Source organism: Cupriavidus sp. PB-02 (assembly GCF_058252315.1).
Genome location: NZ_CM177694.1, coordinates 1,000,943 through 1,018,668, shown reverse-complemented (window position 1 = coordinate 1,018,668; position 17,726 = coordinate 1,000,943). Strand labels below are relative to the sequence as shown.

General features: G+C 67.3%; 19 protein-coding genes. 10 read left to right on the top strand and 9 right to left on the bottom strand.

Going from position 1 to position 17,726, the window contains the following annotated elements:
- Positions 1-140: 140 nt before the first annotated feature.
- The 5 genes from pssA to AC10V3_RS04840 form a co-directional block, all read right to left on the bottom strand.
- Positions 141-1,049, bottom strand: a complete 909-nt coding sequence (gene pssA / locus AC10V3_RS04860) for a CDP-diacylglycerol--serine O-phosphatidyltransferase (RefSeq protein WP_022534051.1) — start codon at positions 1,047-1,049, stop codon at positions 141-143.
- A gap of 25 nt (positions 1,050-1,074) precedes the next feature.
- Positions 1,075-1,725, bottom strand: a complete 651-nt coding sequence (locus AC10V3_RS04855; protein WP_022534050.1) for a phosphatidylserine decarboxylase — start codon at positions 1,723-1,725, stop codon at positions 1,075-1,077.
- A gap of 244 nt (positions 1,726-1,969) precedes the next feature.
- A complete protein-coding gene (gene ilvC, locus AC10V3_RS04850; RefSeq protein WP_022534049.1) occupies positions 1,970-2,986 on the bottom strand; it encodes a ketol-acid reductoisomerase in 1,017 nt (338 codons plus the stop codon).
- 129 nt (positions 2,987-3,115) lie between these two features.
- On the bottom strand, positions 3,116-3,607 hold the full coding sequence (ilvN, locus tag AC10V3_RS04845) for an acetolactate synthase small subunit (RefSeq protein ID WP_022534048.1): 492 nt from the start codon (positions 3,605-3,607) through the stop codon (positions 3,116-3,118).
- On the bottom strand, positions 3,607-5,370 hold the full coding sequence (locus tag AC10V3_RS04840) for an acetolactate synthase 3 catalytic subunit (RefSeq protein WP_022534047.1): 1,764 nt from the start codon (positions 5,368-5,370) through the stop codon (positions 3,607-3,609). Before AC10V3_RS04840 ends, ilvN begins: the two co-directional genes overlap by 1 nt.
- A gap of 391 nt (positions 5,371-5,761) precedes the next feature.
- On the opposite strand from AC10V3_RS04840, the gene AC10V3_RS04835 reads away from it, so the two are divergent.
- The 10 genes from AC10V3_RS04835 to AC10V3_RS04790 all read left to right on the top strand — a co-directional run bounded on the left by AC10V3_RS04835 (position 5,762) and on the right by AC10V3_RS04790 (position 13,268).
- The gene (locus tag AC10V3_RS04835; RefSeq protein ID WP_022534046.1) at positions 5,762-6,331 is read left to right on the top strand and encodes an RNA polymerase sigma factor; all 570 of its coding nucleotides are present in this window, start codon (positions 5,762-5,764) and stop codon (positions 6,329-6,331) included.
- Positions 6,328-6,762 (top strand): DUF3619 family protein, encoded by a 435-nt coding sequence (locus AC10V3_RS04830; RefSeq protein ID WP_022534045.1) that lies wholly within the window; start codon positions 6,328-6,330, stop codon positions 6,760-6,762. Before AC10V3_RS04835 ends, AC10V3_RS04830 begins: the two co-directional genes overlap by 4 nt.
- Before the next feature lies 1 nt (position 6,763).
- Positions 6,764-7,537, top strand: a complete 774-nt coding sequence (locus tag AC10V3_RS04825) for a DUF3106 domain-containing protein (RefSeq protein WP_022534044.1) — start codon at positions 6,764-6,766, stop codon at positions 7,535-7,537.
- A gap of 115 nt (positions 7,538-7,652) precedes the next feature.
- Positions 7,653-8,201, top strand: a complete 549-nt coding sequence (locus AC10V3_RS04820; protein ID WP_041681276.1) for an RDD family protein — start codon at positions 7,653-7,655, stop codon at positions 8,199-8,201.
- Positions 8,198-9,178, top strand: a complete 981-nt coding sequence (locus tag AC10V3_RS04815) for an esterase/lipase family protein (RefSeq protein WP_022534042.1) — start codon at positions 8,198-8,200, stop codon at positions 9,176-9,178. Before AC10V3_RS04820 ends, AC10V3_RS04815 begins: the two co-directional genes overlap by 4 nt.
- A 120-nt stretch (positions 9,179-9,298) precedes the next feature.
- Positions 9,299-10,294: a UDP-2,3-diacylglucosamine diphosphatase gene (locus AC10V3_RS04810; RefSeq protein ID WP_490923190.1), complete on the top strand. Its 996-nt coding sequence runs from the start codon at positions 9,299-9,301 to the stop codon at positions 10,292-10,294.
- Between the two features lie 71 nt (positions 10,295-10,365).
- On the top strand, positions 10,366-11,481 hold the full coding sequence (locus AC10V3_RS04805; protein WP_022534040.1) for a glycosyltransferase family 4 protein: 1,116 nt from the start codon (positions 10,366-10,368) through the stop codon (positions 11,479-11,481).
- Complete coding sequence (locus AC10V3_RS04800; protein ID WP_022534039.1) at positions 11,408-11,893, top strand: diacylglycerol kinase; 486 nt, start codon at positions 11,408-11,410, stop codon at positions 11,891-11,893. Before AC10V3_RS04805 ends, AC10V3_RS04800 begins: the two co-directional genes overlap by 74 nt.
- 92 nt (positions 11,894-11,985) lie before the next feature.
- Entirely contained in the window at positions 11,986-12,687 is a 702-nt protein-coding gene (locus AC10V3_RS04795) for a TetR/AcrR family transcriptional regulator (protein WP_022534038.1), read from the top strand.
- Positions 12,684-13,268 (top strand): LOG family protein, encoded by a 585-nt coding sequence (locus tag AC10V3_RS04790; RefSeq protein ID WP_022534037.1) that lies wholly within the window; start codon positions 12,684-12,686, stop codon positions 13,266-13,268. Before AC10V3_RS04795 ends, AC10V3_RS04790 begins: the two co-directional genes overlap by 4 nt.
- A gap of 24 nt (positions 13,269-13,292) precedes the next feature.
- Here AC10V3_RS04790 and AC10V3_RS04785 read toward each other — a convergent pair whose 3' ends face one another.
- From AC10V3_RS04785 to AC10V3_RS04770, 4 genes are all read right to left on the bottom strand, one after another.
- Positions 13,293-13,889, bottom strand: a complete 597-nt coding sequence (locus AC10V3_RS04785) for a DUF924 family protein (RefSeq protein ID WP_022534036.1) — start codon at positions 13,887-13,889, stop codon at positions 13,293-13,295.
- 38 nt (positions 13,890-13,927) lie between these two features.
- Positions 13,928-14,335, bottom strand: a complete 408-nt coding sequence (locus AC10V3_RS04780; RefSeq protein WP_022534035.1) for a group II truncated hemoglobin — start codon at positions 14,333-14,335, stop codon at positions 13,928-13,930.
- A 44-nt stretch (positions 14,336-14,379) separates the two neighbouring features.
- On the bottom strand, positions 14,380-16,998 hold the full coding sequence (locus tag AC10V3_RS04775; RefSeq protein WP_022534034.1) for an ABC transporter permease: 2,619 nt from the start codon (positions 16,996-16,998) through the stop codon (positions 14,380-14,382).
- A gap of 67 nt (positions 16,999-17,065) precedes the next feature.
- On the bottom strand, positions 17,066-17,677 hold the full coding sequence (locus AC10V3_RS04770) for a DUF4126 domain-containing protein (RefSeq protein WP_022534033.1): 612 nt from the start codon (positions 17,675-17,677) through the stop codon (positions 17,066-17,068).
- Positions 17,678-17,726 lie beyond the last annotated feature (49 nt).

Sequence of the window (17,726 nt, the reverse complement as noted above, 5' to 3'; positions counted from 1 at the left end):
GTAAGTGGAAAACACTGCAGAGTGCCACGCCGTCCAGGCCGCGGCATGAAAACAATTGTGAATCCCCCGTGATCCCCCAAAACCCCCAAAGACCCGGAAAGCACGAAGGGCGCCGTAGCGCCCTTCCCTGCCTGCAACAATCAGGAATCGCTTCCGTTGTCGCGCATCTTCTTCACGCCGCCCTGCTGTCCGTGCAGGGCACGCCAGCCCCACAGCAGGTAGCCCGAGATCGCGTAGGCCACAAAGAGTCCGAACAACGCGACCGGCGGATCGGTCGATACCACCACGAACAGCACCAGGACCAGCACCATCATGCCGAACGGCACGCGGTAGCGTACGTCGAGCGCCTTGCCACTGTAGAACGGCGCGTTGGACACCATCGACAGCCCGGCGTACAGCGTGATGCCGAACGCCACCCACGGCATCCACAGCTCCTTGACCGGCAGCTTGTTGTCGATTACCAGCCAGACGAAGCCGGCGACAAGCGCTGCAGCCGCAGGACTCGGCAGCCCCTGGAAGAAACGTTTGTCGACAACGCCAATATTGGCGTTGAAGCGCGCCAGTCGCAGCGCTGCGCAGGTGCAGTAGACAAAGGCTGCTATCCAGCCCCACTTGCCCAGATCATGCAGGATCCATTCATACATCACCAACGCCGGCGCCACGCCGAACGAGGTCATATCCGACAGCGAGTCATACTGCTCGCCAAACGCACTCTGCGTATTGGTGATGCGCGCCACGCGCCCGTCCATGCCATCGAGCACCATGGCCGCGAAGATGGCGATGGCCGCCACGTCGAAGCGCATGTTCATCGCCTGCACGATGGCAAAGAACCCCGCGAACAGCGCTGCGGTGGTGAACGCGTTGGGCAGCAGGTAGATGCCGCGCCGGCGCGGACGCTGGCGCTCGTAGACGACGTCGTCGTGGTCATCGGCGGCATCGGCATCGTCGTCATAGTCTTCGGCGCCGCGCAGCTGGTTATGGCGGAACGGCCGCAGATGCGTCACGTTGCCATTGTTGACCCGCTTGTTACGTCGATGGAAGGCAACCATCACAGTCCTCCTGTATGGCCGTCGCTCACTTGACGTCGAGTTCGGCGAGGATGGTCGACGAGGCAGACACCTTTTCGCCGATGGTCACGCGCGGACGCGCATCGAGCGGCAGGTAGACGTCCACACGCGAACCAAAACGGATAAAGCCATAGCGCTGGCCGCGCGACAGGTTGTCGCCGACCTTGGTGTAGCACAGGATACGGCGCGCCACCAGGCCGGCCACCTGCACCAGCGTCACCAGCTGGCCGTCGGCCGCGCGCCGGATCAGCACGGCATTGCGCTCGTTCTCGGTCGAGGCCTTGTCCAGGTCCGCGTTGACGAACTTGCCCGGGAAATATTCGACCTTCTCCACCGCGCCGTCGACCGACACGCGGTTCGAGTGCACGTTGAAGACGTTCATGAAGACGCTGATCTTCAGCGCCTCACGGCCGCCGTAAGGATCCTGCGCCTTTTCGACCACGACGATGCGGCCGTCGGCCGGGGCCAGCACCGCGTTGGGCTGCGAAGGGATCGGGCGCGGCGGATCGCGGAAAAATTGCAGCACGAACACCGTGATGATCCACAGCGGCAGCGCCCACCAGAAGCCCGCGCTGGCGTGCACCAGCAGCGAGATGACAAAGGCGCCGGCCAGGAACGGCCAGCCTTCACGGGCGATCAGCGGATGAGGATAGTTCATGCAGTACGAGTTTCGGTGGATACAAAGCTATGGCAAGACGGCGCGGCGGCGGCGATAGCGGCCGCCGGATCGGTGCCCCATTGTCGCGGAGCAGCATGATGCACGCCTTGCCCGAAGTCTGACAAGCATAACAAAAAGCCGTCCAGGCCCCGCACCCTCCCCTTCTGATGATAGAAGGGCATGGCACGGAACGCTGAACGGGCCCGTCGCCGTGCGGCGCGGACCATCAGGCAGTCAGGTCAGCTTAGTTCTTCGACTGGTCGACCAGCTTGTTCTTGGCAATCCACGGCATCATCGCACGCAGCTTGGCACCCACTTCTTCGATCTGGTGCTCGGCGGTCAGGCGACGGCGCGAGATCAGGGTCGGGGCGCCGGCCTTGTTCTCCAGCAGGAAGCTCTTGGCATATTCGCCGGTCTGGATGTCGGTCAGGCACTGCTTCATCGCCTTCTTGGTCTCTTCGGTCACCACGCGCGGGCCGGTGACGTACTCACCATATTCCGCGTTGTTGGAGATCGAGTAGTTCATGTTGGCGATGCCGCCTTCGTAGATCAGGTCGACGATTAGCTTCAGTTCGTGCAGGCACTCGAAGTAGGCCATTTCCGGCGCGTAGCCGGCTTCCACCAGCGTCTCGAAGCCGGCCTTGATCAGCTCGACGGTACCGCCGCACAGCACGGCCTGCTCGCCGAACAGGTCGGTTTCGGTTTCTTCGCGGAAGTTGGTCTCGATGATGCCGGCACGGCCGCCGCCGTTGGCGGTGGCGTACGACAGCGCGATGTCACGGGCGGCGCCGGACTTGTTCTGGTGCACGGCGATCAGGTGCGGCACGCCGCCGCCTTGCGAGTAGGTCGAGCGCACGGTGTGGCCCGGGGCCTTCGGCGCGATCATGATCACGTCCAGGTCGGCACGCGGGATCACGGCACCGTAGTGCACGTTGAAGCCGTGGGCGAAGGCCAGCGCGGCGCCTTCCTTGATGTTGTCGTGCACTTCGTTCTTGTACACGTCGGCGATCTGCTCGTCCGGCAGCAGGATCATGACCACGTCGGCACCCTTGACGGCATCGGCCACTTCCTTGACCTGCAGGCCGGCGGTGGCGGCCTTGTTCCACGACGCGCCGCTCTTGCGCAGGCCGACCGTCACGTTGACGCCCGAATCCTTCAGGTTCAGCGCGTGGGCATGGCCCTGCGAGCCATAGCCGATGATGGTGACGTTCTTGCCCTTGATCAGGGAGAGGTCGGCGTCCTTGTCGTAAAACACTTTCATGATAAATCCTTCAATCTCTGTCTTTTGTATGAGGTGGGCGGCATCCTCGTGCGCATCGTGTGCGCCCGGATCGCGCCGCCCGGGGATACTGCTTGAACCTGTGCGACTGGCTGTGCGGGCGGCTGGCGATCAGACCTTCAGGATGCGCTCGCCGCGGCCGATGCCCGAGCCGCCGGTACGGACGGTCTCCAGGATGGCGGTGCGGTCGATCGCGTCCAGGAACGCATCGAGCTTGACGCCGTTGCCGGTCAGCTCGATGGTGTAGGTCTTCTCGGTAACATCGATGATGCGGCCGCGGAAGATGTCGGCGGTGCGCTTCATTTCCTCGCGCTCCTTGCCGACCGCGCGCACCTTGACGAGCATCAGCTCGCGCTCGATGTGCGCGCCTTCGGTCAGGTCGACCACCTTGACCACTTCCACCAGGCGGTTCAGGTGCTTGGTGATCTGTTCGATCACGTCATCCGAGCCGGTGGTGACGATGGTCATGCGCGACAGCGAGGAGTCCTCGGTCGGCGCCACGGTCAGCGTCTCAATGTTGTAGCCGCGCGCCGAGAACAGGCCCACCACGCGCGACAGCGCCCCCGGTTCGTTTTCCAGCAGGACCGAAATGATGTGTCGCATTACAGGTCCTCCGCGCCGAGCAGCATTTCAGAAATGCCCTTGCCCGCCTGGACCATCGGCCAGACGTTTTCGGTGGGATCGGTCTGGAAGTCCAGGAACACGGTACGGTCCTTCAGGCGGAACGCCTCGCGCAGCGCCGGCTCGACGTCGGCCGTCTTCTCGACGCGCATGCCGACGTGCCCGTAGGCCTCGGCCAGCTTCACGAAATCGGGCAGCGCGTCCATGTAGGAGTGCGAGTAGCGGTTGTCATACTCGATCTCCTGCCACTGGCGCACCATGCCCAGGTAGCCGTTGTTCAGCGAGCAGATCTTCACCGGGGTGTCGTACTGGAGGCAGGTCGACAGTTCCTGGATGCACATCTGGATCGAGCCTTCACCGGTGATGGTGACGACTTCCTTCTCCGGGAACGCCTTCTTGATGCCCATCGCGTACGGCAGGCCCACGCCCATCGTGCCCAGGCCGCCGGAGTTGATCCAGCGGCGCGGCTCGTCGAACTTGTAGAACTGCGCGGCCCACATCTGGTGCTGGCCAACGTCGGAGCAGATGAACGCATCGCCGTGGGTCAGTTCCCAGATCTTTTCCACCACGTACTGCGGCTTGATGATCTCGGAGGTGCGGTCGTACTTCAGGCAGTCCACCGAACGCCACTGCTCGATCTGCTCCCACCATTTGGCGAGCGCCTCGCGCTTGGGCTTGATATCGCTGGCCTTGAGCTGGGCGATCAGTTCCTGCAGCACGTCCTTGACGTTGCCGACGATGGGGATGTCGACCTTGACGCGCTTCGAGATCGACGACGGGTCGATATCGATATGGATGATCTTGCGCGCCTGCGAGGTGAAGTGCGACGGGTTGCCGATCACGCGGTCGTCGAAGCGGGCACCGATGGCGATCAGCACGTCGCAGTTCTGCATGGCCATGTTGGCTTCATACGTCCCGTGCATGCCGAGCATGCCGAGGAACTGCTTATGGGTGCCGGGGAACGCGCCCAGGCCCATCAGCGTGTTGGTCACCGGGTGGCCGGTCATCGCCGCGAGCTGGCGCAGCTCGTCGCTGGCATTGGCCAGCACCACGCCGCCGCCGGTATAGATATACGGACGCTCGGCACCCTGCAGCAGCGCCACGGCCTTGCGGATCTGGCCCGAGTGCCCCTTGTTCACCGGGTTGTACGAGCGCATGTCGATCGACTTGGGGTACTCGTACTTGCAGGCATTGCGCGAGACATCCTTGGGGATGTCCACCACCACCGGGCCGGGACGGCCGGTCGAGGCAATGAAGAACGCCTTCTTGATGGTCGAGGCGAGATCGCGCACGTCCTTCACCAGGAAGTTGTGCTTGACGATCGGGCGGGTGATGCCGACCGTGTCGCACTCCTGGAAGGCGTCCTGGCCAATGGCGTGGGTCGGCACGTTGCCGGTGATCACCACCATCGGGATCGAGTCGAGGTACGCAGTGGCAATGCCGGTAACGGCATTGGTCACGCCGGGACCGGAGGTCACCAGCGCTACGCCCACCTTGCCGGTTGCCCGCGCATAGCCGTCTGCGGCATGGACCGCGGCCTGCTCGTGGCGCACCAGGATGTGCTCGAACTTCTTTTGCTTGTGGAGTTCGTCGTAGATGTACAGCACTGCGCCGCCGGGATAACCCCAGACGTACTCGACGCCTTCTTCGGCAAGTGCGTGAACGAGAATTTCCGCCCCGATCATTTCGGGTGCGGCAGATGAATTGCTGTCTGCGTGGGAGAATTCCGCGCTGGGCATGTTCATTTCAGTCCTTTGCAATTTTCGGCAAAAAATTGTTTGGATGCTCTCTGCCGGGCTTGTGGCTCGGGTTCAAGCGGTGCGCGTCTGCATGGAAGACCGCCTCATAAGCGGCCGGATGAGACAACCACTGATGTCGTGTGAACCGACGATGATACTGCAATGCACCAGCGCGGTCTACACCATGGCTCACGGTTGTCAGGCCCGGCTGGTGAGGGATTTCCCCGAGGCGACAGCTTATTTCCCGCCCCTCAATGTCTTTACTGAAATACAAAGTGGTACATGAAGGCGTTTTTTTGCTAGCATCGCAGCACTTGCGTGTGCCACGGGCCGTACGCAGCACATTCACCAAAACCGGGCCATTGACCCGCAGCAACAAAGCCGCAACTCCGCCTGAATGGCCACCGACCAGGAACTGTCCGATTTTCTTGCCAGCGTCGAGCGGCGCGCCTTCAAGCAGGCCGTGTTCGCGGTCCGCGACGACGAGGCGGCACTGGACATCGTCCAGGACGCCATGATCAAGCTGGCCGAGAAATACGGCGACAAGGGTGCCGCCGAACTGCCGCCGCTGTTCCAGCGCATCCTGCAGAACACCATCCACGACTGGTTCCGCCGCCAGAAGGTGCGCAACACCTGGGTGTCCTTGTTCTCCAGCCTGCGCGATGACCGCGACGGCGGCGACGACACTGACCTGCTGGAGACGCTGGAGGCGCAGGCCGGCTCGGAATCGGCCGAAAGCAGCGCCGACAAGGTCGAGCGCGCGCAGGTCATGCACATCATCGAGCAGGAGATCCAGCGCCTGCCCACGCGTCAACGCGAGGCGTTCCTGATGCGTTACTGGGAAGATATGGACGTCGCCGAGACCGCCGCCGTAATGGGGTGCTCCGAAGGCAGCGTCAAGACGCACTGTTCCCGTGCCACGCATACGCTGGCGCAAGCCCTGCGTGCACGGGGGGTCCGACTATGAGCATAAACGAGAGAGAAATCCGCGAACGCCGGTTTGTCCATGAGGTTCGGGCGGCACTAGACGCCGCCGCGGACGACCTGCCGGCCGACATTACTCAACGGCTCGCCGCCGCGCGCCGGATGGCGCTCGCCCGCAAGAAGGCCGCGGTCACCGTGCCGGTACCGCAACTGGCCATGCCGGGACCGCAGGTCACCCTGTTCGACGATGACGACGCCTCGCCGCTGCACCGTGCCGGTGCCTGGCTGCGCCGCCTTGGCCTGATCTGGACGCTGGTGGCGCTGGCCGCCGGCCTGATGGGCATCTACCACTGGCAGGAGCAGAAGCGCATCGAAGAGCTGGCCGATGTCGATGCCGCCATGCTGCTCGACGACCTGCCGCCCACGGCCTACGCCGACGAGGGCTTCCACGTCTTCCTCAAGCGCGGGCAATAGCATGGCACCCGCAACGTCCCGCTCCGACGCCCCGCGCCGCCGGCTGGCAGCGCTGCTGCTGGCTGCGGCCACTACCGCCGCCTGCTGGGGACTGCTCCCGCCCGCGGCGCACGCCCAGGGCGCTTCCGGCGCCACGCCGGCATCGCAGGCCGCCGCCAGCGCCCGCCCCGCCTGGACCGAGCTGAGCCCGGTGAACCAGCGCATCCTGGCGCCGCTGCAGCCGCTGTGGGACACGCTGCCGGAACTGAACCGGCACAAGTGGCTGCGCATCGCCGAACGCTACCCGAAGTTCTCGCCGGCGGAACAGGCCCGGCTGCAGGCGCGCATGGCCGAGTGGGTCAAGATGACGCCGCAGCAGCGCCGCCTGGCGCGCGAGAACTACCAGATCACCCGCTCGCTGCCGGCCGAGAAGAAGGCCGAAGCCTGGGACAAGTACCAGCAGCTGCCCGAAGAGCAGAAAAAGAAGCTGGCCGCCGCCGAACGCGTGCCGCACCGCCCTGGCGCTGTCAGCGCGTTGCCCAGCGGCAAGCGCCTGCCCAGCGACACCAGCAAGCAGATCCGCCACGGCTCTAAATCGGCTAGCGCTGGCGCCCATGCGGGCAACCATGCCGCGGGCAAGCCGGCCAGCGAAGCCCAGGCGGCTTCGGCCCCGTCCGTCGCGGCAGCATCGGCCGCGGCGCCCGCTGTCCCGGTAGCGCCCGCCGCTTCCGCCGCCACCGCTGCCGAAGGCACCCCGGAAGCCGCCGCCGCGTCGGAAGACACCGCACGCCAGTAGCTGGCGGGTGTCCCCGCCGGGTAACCCGCAAGCCATTTGCGGCAAGCCCTTTGGCATAATGGCCGTCTTGCCGGGCGCGACATGCCTCGCGCCCGCCCTGCTTCCGTCGCCTTCCATGCCCGCCGCCACTCTCCGTCCCAAACCCGTCGACCCCAAGCCCGCCGCAGCCCCTGCCGCGCCGCCCCTGCGCCGCCGCTTCGCCTGCATGCTGTACGAGGGCGTGCTGCTGTTCGGCGTGCTGAGCGCGTCCACCGCGGCCTACCTGCTGGTGCGTCCGCTGTTGCAGCGCATCGGCGCGGACGGTCCGTTGACCATCCAGTTGTGGAGCTTCCTGGTGATGGGACTGTATTTCACCTGGTTCTGGCAGCGCACCGGCCAGACCCTGGCGATGCAGACCTGGCGCATGCGCGTGGAGAACGCCGCCGGTGTGCCGCCGCGCTGGCCGCAGGCGGCGCTGCGCTATGTGCTGGCGTGGCTGTGGCTCCCGCCGTCGGCCGCGGTCGGCCACCTGCTGGGGTTGGTGAAAGGCCCGTTCGTCGGCGTGCTGTGTGCCGGCCTGCTGATCTGGATCCTGCTGGCCTGGCTCGATCCGCGCCGCCAGTTCCTGCACGACCGCCTGGCCCGCACGCGGCTCACTGACCTGCGCCCGCCGCCAAAGCCATGAGCCTGTCGGCGGCCGGCATCCGCCGTATCGCGGTGGCTTTGCAGACGGCCGCGGCGCTGGGCATCGCCGCCGCACTGGTGCGATGGGGCGGCTGGCCATGGGCCGGCGCCGTGATCGCCGGCGTGGCCGTCATCTTTGGCGGACTTGCCAGCGGCATTGCACTCGCCTTTGCCATGACCGACCGCGGCCTGTGGGTCGGGCGCGGCAACCACCCGCCCCCTCCGCCCGCCGAACTTGCCGCCACGCGCCGCCCATTGCGCCTCGCTGACGCGCTGCGCTGCTACCTGAACGAGTACGTGGCCGTGCTGCGCATGTTCGACTGGCTGCAGCCGTTCCGCGCGCACGCGCCCTTTGCCGCGCCGGCCGACGCCCTGCCCGGCCGCGACGCGCCGCCGGTGCTGCTGGTGCACGGCTATGCCTGCGGACACGCCATCTGGCTCGACATGCAGCCGAGCCTGGCCGCCGCGGGCTACCGCTGCGCAGCGATCGACCTGGAACCGGTGTTCGGCGATATCGACGACTACGCGCACGCGCTGCTGGCCGCCATCCGGCGCCTCGCCGCCGAGGCCGGCCGCGCCCCGCTGCTGGTATGCCACAGCATGGGCGGCCTGGCCGCGCGCGCCGCGCTGCAACTGGCCGGCGACGAAGACGCCTGCGCCGGCGTGGTGACGCTGGGCAGCCCTCACCACGGCAGCGCGCTCGCGCGCTTCGGCGGTGGTGACAATGCGCGCCAGATGCGCTGCGGCAGCCCGTGGCTGCGCGCGCTGGCCGCCACGGAAACCCCGCGCCTGCGCGCGCGCATGATCTCGGTCTTCAGCTGGCACGATTCGATTGCCGGGCCGCCCTGCACCGGCTGGCTCGACGGGGCCGGGCATATCCCGCTGTCGGGGATCGGGCATGTGTCGCTGCTGCGCCATCCCGCCGCGGTGCGTGCGGTGCTGGACGCGCTGGCCGAACTCTCCGCGCGCGGGCGCTGAGTTCCGCCACCGGCACAAGCTGTTCCACTTCCGCCACGCTTCATGTGGCAGTCATGTTTCCGTCACGGCACCGTCATCGCACGCTGGCTGAATGCAGCCATCGCCGCAACCGGGACTGCCATGGTGCAAGCAATCCGATCTGCCCGCGGATATCTGTCGAGGGCCGTGCAACTGACGCAACGGCTGGGCCGCAGCCCAGAAAGCGGCTGGGGGAGTGATCCCAACAGCGTCGCCGCACTGACCGCCTTCATGCCGCCGGGCATGGATGGCGCAACACTGGCCCCGCCGCGTGAGCAACAGGACGCCTACCCGCCCGAGCCGCACCCGATCCACCGCTACCGCGCCATCTGGCTGTCCGACATCCACCTGGGCACGCCCGGCTGCCAGGCCAACTACCTGCTGGACTTCCTCAAGCACAACGAGTCCGAGCAGCTCTACCTGGTCGGCGACATCATCGACGGCTGGCAGCTGCGCCGCGGCTGGTACTGGCCGCAGAGCCACAACGACGTGGTGCAGAAGCTGCTGCGCAAGGCGCGCAAGGGCACCGAGGTGATCTACGTGCCCGGCAACCATGACGAGGGCGCGCGCCAGTTCGACGGCATGGCCTTCGGCGACATCACCGTGCGCGAAGAAGCCATCCACGTCACCGCCACCGGCCGCCGGCTGTGGGTGGTGCATGGCGACCTGTTCGACGGCGTGGTCCAGCACGCGCGCTGGCTGGCCTACCTGGGCGATTCGCTGTACACGATGATCCTGGCGATGAACCGCCATTTCAACCGCCTGCGTGCGCGGCTTGGCTTTCCGTACTGGTCGCTGTCGCAGTACCTGAAGCACCAGGTCAAGAACGCGGTCAACTACATCAGTGCGTTCGAGACCGCGATGGTCGACGAGGCGCGCCGGCGCGGCTGCGACGGCGTGGTCTGCGGCCATATCCACAAGGCCGAGATCCGCGAGCTCAACGGCCAGCTCTACTGCAACGACGGCGACTGGGTAGAAAGCCTGTCGGCGCTGGTCGAGACCATGGAAGGCGAGCTGAAGATCGTCTACTGGACCACGCTGCTGGACCCGCCCGCCCCCGCCACGCGCCGCGGTCGCCGCGCCGCCGTGGCCAGCTGATCCCGGCCGGCGCGCTGCGCGCCGGCCACGCCCATCCGCATTGCCCTTCCACCGCCCCCCGAGGAGGCTGCATGAAGATAATGATCGTCACCGATGCCTGGGAACCGCAGGTCAACGGCGTAGTGCGCACGCTCAAGTCCACGCGCCGCGAACTGGAGGCCATGGGCCACACGGTCGACATGATCACGCCGCTGGAATTCCGCACCGTGCCGTGCCCGACGTATCCCGAGATCCGCCTGTCGCTGCTGCCGTCGGCACGCGTGCAGCGTCGTATCGAAGCCTTCGGCCCCGACGCCCTGCACATCGCCACTGAAGGCCCGCTCGGCCTGGCCGCGCGGCGCCATGCGATCCGCCGCAAGCTGCCGTTCACCACGGCCTACCACACGCGCTTTCCGGAATACGTGCAGGCCCGCTTCGGCATCCCGCTGACCTGGACCTACCGCTTCCTGCGCTGGTTCCACGGCCCGGCGCGCGCCGTGATGGCGCCCACGCCGGTGGTGCTGGACGACCTGCAAAGCCACGGCATCACCCACGGCGTGCTGTGGACGCGCGGCGTCGACCTGGACGTGTTCACGCTGCAGCGCCCCAACGTGCTCAACACCGCCCACCCGATCTTCCTGTACGTGGGCCGGGTGGCGGTCGAGAAGAACGTCGAGGCCTTCCTGTCCCTGGACCTGCCCGGCTCGAAATGGGTGGTCGGCGACGGCCCCGCGCTGGCGGCGCTGCGGGCGCGCTATCCGGGCGCCAACTACCTCGGCGTGTTGAGCCAACCGGAACTGGCCCGGGTGTATGCTTCGGCTGACGTGTTCGTGTTCCCGAGCCGCACCGACACCTTCGGGCTGGTGCTGCTGGAAGCGCTGGCCAGCGGGCTGCCCGTGGCGGCGTACCCGGTCACCGGTCCGATCGATGTGCTGGGCGACAGCCCCGCGGGCGTGATGCACGAAGACCTGCGCGAAGCCTGCCTGGAAGCGCTGCGCATCGACCGCGCCACGGCCCGAGCCCATGCCGAGCGGTTCTCGTGGCGCGCCGCCTCCGAGCAGTTCCTGGCCCATCTGCGCCCGGTCGCCGCTGGCAAGGCGGGCGGCGCGGCGCCCCAACCCGCATCCCACACCCATGCCGAAACCCCATCCGGAACTGCCATCCGACCCGCCTCTGCAGAGGCCGCCGCAGGCAGTCCAGAGCGCTGACTATTCGATCGAGCAGAACCCCCATAAGGGCAACCGCGGCCTGACGCGCGCCTGGCATGCGGCCATCAATTCGCTTTCGGGGCTGCGCTTTGCGGTGCTCGAGGAGAGCGCGTTCCGCCAGGAGCTGACACTGGTGGTGATCCTGGCGCCGTGGGCCTTCCTGCTGCCGGTGGACGTGGTCGAGCGCATCCTGCTGCTGGGCACGCTGCTGGTGGTGCTGATCGTGGAGCTGCTCAACTCCAGCGTCGAGGCGGCGATCGACCGCATTTCGCTGGAGCGGCACAGCCTGTCCAAGCGCGCCAAGGATTTCGGCAGCGCCGCGGTGATGCTGGCGCTGGTGCTGTGCGGCGGCACCTGGGTGGCCATCGCCGGGCCGCACGTGGTGCGCTGGGTGCGGGCGCTGGCGGGCTGATCCGTCGCTCGCCCGGTGTGCCTGGAGCAGTGGCCGGGGCCGATTGCTTATAATCGCTACCCTGCCACGATTCACCGATCGCCCGGACGCCCATGGAACCGAAACCGCAAACCGGCCCCCGCCGCACCAGGGACCGCATCCTCGACGTCTCGCTGCGCCTGTTCAATGAAGTCGGCGAACCGAACGTCACCACCACCACGATCGCGGAAGCGATGGAGATCAGCCCCGGCAATCTCTACTACCACTTCCGCAACAAGGACGACATCATCAACTCCATCTTCGTGCGCTTCGAGCAGGAGATGGAGCGCCGCCTGAAGATGCCGGATGACCGCAAGGCCACCCTCGACGAAAGCTGGGGCTACCTGCAGTACATGTCCGAGTTCATGTGGAACTACCGCTTCCTGTATCGCGACATCAACGACCTGCTGGCGCGCAACCGGATGCTGGAGACCAACTTCAAGCGCATCGTCGAGCAGAAGAAGCGGTTCGCGCACGAGATCTGCCGCCAGTTCATCGAAGACGGCGAGATGGAAGCCACGCCCGAGCAGGTCGAGGCCATCTGCACCAACATGGTGGTAATCGCCACCTACTGGCTGTCGTTCCAGTTCGTGCAGCATCCGCGCCAGTACAACGATCCCGAGCAGATCCGCGGTTACCTGCACGGCTCGAGCTATCACATCTTCTCGATCCTTGCACCCTACCTGCGCGGCCGGCCCCGGGAAGCCTTCGACCAGCTTGCGCGCGACTACGCGGCAGCCAAGACAGCCGCCGAAGCGGCAAAGGAGAAGAAGTGAAATCCGTCTGCGTCTATTGCGGCTCCAACCCCGGCAACCGCCCCGAATACGCCGAGGGCGCGCGCCTGCTCGGCCGCACGCTGGCCGCAAGCGGACTGGCGCTGGTCTATGGCGGCGGCAAGGTGGGCCTGATGGGCATCGTCGCCGATGCCGTGCTCGAGCACGGCGGCAGCGCCATCGGCATCATTCCCGACGCGCTGATGCAGAAGGAAGTCGGCCACCGCGGCCTGACCGAGCTGCACGTGGTGCGCAATATGCACGAGCGCAAGCAGATGATGGCCGACCGAGCCGACGCCTTTATCGCCATGCCGGGCGGCGTGGGCACCTTCGAGGAACTGTTTGAGACCTTTACCTGGCTGCAACTGGGCTACCACGACAAGCCGGTGGGCCTGCTCAATGTCGGCGGATTCTATGACGGCTTGCTGGGCTTCCTCTCCCATGCCGTGCAGGAAGGTTTCATGAAGCAGGTGCATGCCGATCTGCTGCACGTGGCTGACACGCCGGCTGCGCTGCTGCAGAAACTGGCCGACGCGCCGCGCGTGCGCGTGGACAAGTGGCAGCAGGCGCGCGACAAGACCTGAACGCGCCCCGCCGCCGGGCTTCGTTCAGAACGACGAGCCCGGCTGCCGCAGCAACGCCAGTTCCTGCGGCGTACTCTGCCTGCCCAGCACCGCGTTGCGGTGCGGGAAGCGGCCATAGCGCGCGATGATCACGCGGTGCTTCTCGGCCCACTCCACCACATCCACCTTCCCGCCGCTGGCGTCGCGCAGCTGCGTCATCAGCCGGACCGCCTCGTCCTGGTCTTCCAGTGCTTCCGAATGCTCGAACGGCATGTAGCAGAACATGCGGTGGTGGTCGGTCGGCAGCGCGCGGTCCCTGCCGGTGGCGACGATGCGCTTGGCCAGCGCCAGCGCCTGCGCGTCGGTGGCAAAGCTGCGCGGGTCGTTGCGGAACATGTTGCGCGGGAACTGGTCGAGCAGCACCACGCGCGCGCACGCGCCCTCGGGGGTGACCGACCAGTCGTCCGTGGCGCCCTCATGGGCGGCCTGCCAGTCGGCGAGGAATTGACGGCGGATCTCAGCATCGTATTCGTCCGACTTGGTGAACCAAGGGCGGCGCGCGGTGTTCCAGCCGGCCGAACCAGGCGTATCGAACCAGAAATCGAGCACGCGTCGGGCGGCCTCAGGCAACGGGGCTGTCATGGGGCGGGAAGTCCTTTCGGTATGGAACGGCGGGCGCCTCAGCGCGCCACGTTGCGCATCCAGTCGGCGGTCTGGAAGAACGCCTGCATCAGGCGCAGCTGCAGTTCCTCGGGCAGGCCGACGTCCTGCATCGCCAAGGCCATGCAGCGCATCCACTGGTCGCGCTCGCTGACGCCGATCTCGAACGGCATATGGCGCGCGCGCAGGCGCGGATGGCCGAAGCGGTCGATGAAATGGTTGGGGCCGCCCAGCCAGCCGCACAGGAACCAGAAAAGCTTGTCGCGCGAGCCCTCGAGCGAGGGCGGATGCAGCGCGCGCAGCCCGGCGAACTCGGGCTCCAGGTCCATCAGGTCGTAGAAGCGGTCGACCAGCTCGCGCACGCGCGCTTCGCCGCCGACCAGTTCAAAGGCGGTCACATCGGGCTTGTCGTTGGATTCAGTACTCATCACATACTCGATCTGCGCGGCCGAAGTTGCTCGGTGAAGTTGCTTCAGGCATCACGCAAGGTCGCCAGCGCGGGCTGGCGCAGCACTTCGCGCAGGCCCAGCCAGCCGCCGGCAAAAGCGCACAGCATGCCAGAAACCACGCCGACCGGCACAATCCAGGCATTAAAGCGGTACGGGAAGTCAAAGACGAACTGCGACAGCCCCCAGCCCACCGCGATCGCGCCCAGGCTCGCCAGGAATCCGGCCAGCCCGCCCACCACCAGGAACTCGGCGTACTGCGTCTGCCGCACCAGTGCGGCCGATGCGCCCAGCGCCTTGAGCAGGCCGGCGTCGCGCATGCGCTCGTCGCGCGCGCCGGACAGCGCCGCGTACAGCACGGTCACGCCCGCGGCCAGCGTGAAGATAAACAGGAACTCCACCGCCGCGATCACCTGGTCCAGGATGTCCTGGATCTGACGCAGGATCATGTCGGTATTGACCACGGTGATGTTGGGGAAGGCCGCGATCAGCCGGTTGCCCATCGCGGCACTGGCCGCAGGCAGGTGGAACGACGTGATATAGGTCTCGGGCAGCCCCTGCATCGCCTGCGGCGGCAGGATCACGAAGAAGTTGACCCGCATCGAGCCCCAGTCGAGTTTGCGCAGCGAGGTCACGCGCGCCTGCACGGCCTGGCCCGCGACGTCGAAGCGCAGCGTGTCGCCGAGCCGGATGCCCAGCGTCTTGGCGATGCCCTCCTCCACCGACGCACCCGCTTCCGCGCCATCCGCGCCGTTGGACCATCGCCCCGCAATCACGCGGTTACCCTCGGGCAGCGCATCGGCATAGGACAGGTTGAACTCGCGCTCCACCAGGTTGCGCGCGCGCCCGTCCTCGAAGCTGTCGCCACGGATCGCGCGCTCGCCGATATGGGTCAGGCGCCCGCGCACCATCGGGTACAGCAGGTCGTTGATTCCCGCACCCGCCAGCAGCTTGCGCAGCGGTTCGCGCTGGTCGGGCTGGATATTGATGATGAAGCGGTTGGGTGCATCGGCCGGCGTGGCGCTGCGCCACGAGTCGACCAGGTCGTTGCGGGTCATGCCGAGCAGCAGCAGCGCCATCAGCCCCACCGCCAGCGCCACGGTCTGCAGCACCGTCACCCCGCGGCGGCGCTCCAGCACGGCCAGCGCGAAGCGCCAGCCCATCGCCGCGCGGCCGCGCAGGCGCCCGCGCATCAGGCGCGACAACAGCGTCAGCAACGCCAGCGCCAGCACCCCGAACACCACTCCCGCGGCCACAAACCCGCCTGCCGTGGTCAGTCCCAGCCGCAGGTCGCGCGCGGCCACCAGCAACAGCGAAACAAAGGCGCCCAGGCCCAGCGCATAGGCCACCCATGCCGACACCGGCGGCAGCCCGATATCGCGCCGCAGCACGCGCAGCGGCGGCACGCGCGTCAGCGCCAGCAGCGGCGGCAGCGCAAAGCCCGTCAGCAGCACCAGCCCCGCCAGCACGCCCACCACCGCCGGCAGCAGCGACGGCTGCGGCAAGGACACCTTGAGCAGGCCGCCCAGCGACAGCAGCAGCCCGTAATGCGCCACATAGCCGATCAGCACGCCGGCCAGCGCGCCGGCCGCGCCCAGCAGCAGGAACTCCAGCCCGAACGCGCGCAGGATCTGTCCGCGCGTCAGCCCCAGGCACTTGTAGACCGCGCAGGCGTCGGTGTGGCGCTGCATATAGCGGCGCGCCGACATGGCGATCGCCACCGCCGCGATCATCGACGACAGCACCGCCACCAGCGACAGGAAACGCTCGGCCCGGTCCAGCGTGGCGCGCATCTGCGGCTGGCCCGATTCCAGCGACTCGATCCGCGTGTTGCGCAGCTTGCGGCGCTCGATCTCGCCCCGCGCCCACTTCTGGTAGCTGGCGCCCACAGCGTCGGGGCCGGCCACCAGCAGGCGGTAGGTCACGCGGCTGCCCCAGCCGATCAGTCCGGTGCCCTCCAGGTCCGACAACGGCATCAGCACTCGCGGCGCGAAGTTCATGAAGCCGGTGCCGCGATCCAGTTCCTGCGTGATGATGCGGTCGATGCGGAAGGTGCGGCTGCCGAGCTGCAGCTTATCGCCCACGGCAACGCCCAGCGCGCCCAGCAGCGCTTCGTCGACCCACACCGTGCCGGGCGCCGGAATGCCCTCGGCCGGCCCCTCCGCCGCGCCCGGTGCGCTGGCCACCTTGAGCTTGCCGCGCAGCGGATAACCGTCGGTCACGGCCTTGAGCGCGGCAAGCTGGCTGGGCGCATCGCCGCCGGCCGGCGCCTTGCCGTTGGCGGTGGCCATGCTCGGGAAGGTCACGGTCTGGGCCACCGCCAGCCCTGCCGCTTGCGCCCGCTGCGCAAAGGCCGCATCGAAAGGCTGGTCCGACACCAGCAGCACGTCGGAGGCGATCATCTGGCGCGCATCGCGCTCCAGCCCCAGGCGCATGCGATCGGCCATAAAGCCGACGCTGGTCAATGCCGCCACCGCCAGCACCAGTGCGAACAGCAGCAGGTAAAGCTCCCCCGCCAGCCAGTCGCGCCGCGCCATGCGCAGCGCCTGGCGCCAGGCGGAGAAACGGCTGCCGTGTGCAGTGCTCGCGCCGGCGGCAACGGGACTGGCGGGGGTGGTCGGGGCGATGGCGGACTCGGAGGGCATCGGATTGTTCGGTTCTTGGGTCCCGGCGGCGGTTCGCCTCGGGTCAGTCAGGGAAAGCCGGCGGCACTCAGCGTCCGCCGGGCAAGCTATCGGGTCGTTCGGTCCTGCCGCGCAGGCTCGCATGCAGCCGGCGCACGCTGCGCCACAGCTTGGGAATCAGCCAGATCGCGACCACCAGGAACACCACCAACAGGACCAGGAACACCACCGGCAGGAAGAACGCCAGCAGCAGGCTGCCGGTCGCGGTCAGGTCTTCAGTGAATGAGGCCGCCCAATTGGAGAACGGTTCCGGCGACACGTTGATCAGCGCGCGCGTGCCGGCCTTGGCCGCATGCGCGGTGCCGGCCAGCGTGCCCCCGATCAGGCCCGCGGCGACCACCCACTGCGGGTCGAGCTGGCCGAAGGCCGCAGCCGCCAGGATGGCGCCGGCGGGAATGCGCACGAAGGTATGGATGCCGTCCCAGACCGAATCGAAACCCGGCACCTTGTCGGCGACGAATTCGGCCAAGGCCAGCACCGCGGCCACGCCGATGACCCACCACGATTCCAGCGGCTGCAGCCCGGGCGGCAACTCCAGCAAGCCCAGGCGCGCCAGCACGCCGGCGGCGAACACGGCGAGGTAGAGGCGAAAACCGCTGGCCCAGGACATGCCCGCGGCCAGCGCGGCGGTTTCCAGCATGGTGTTCCTTGCAAGGGCGGGCGCAAACGTAGAGCGCCCTCGCAAGGAG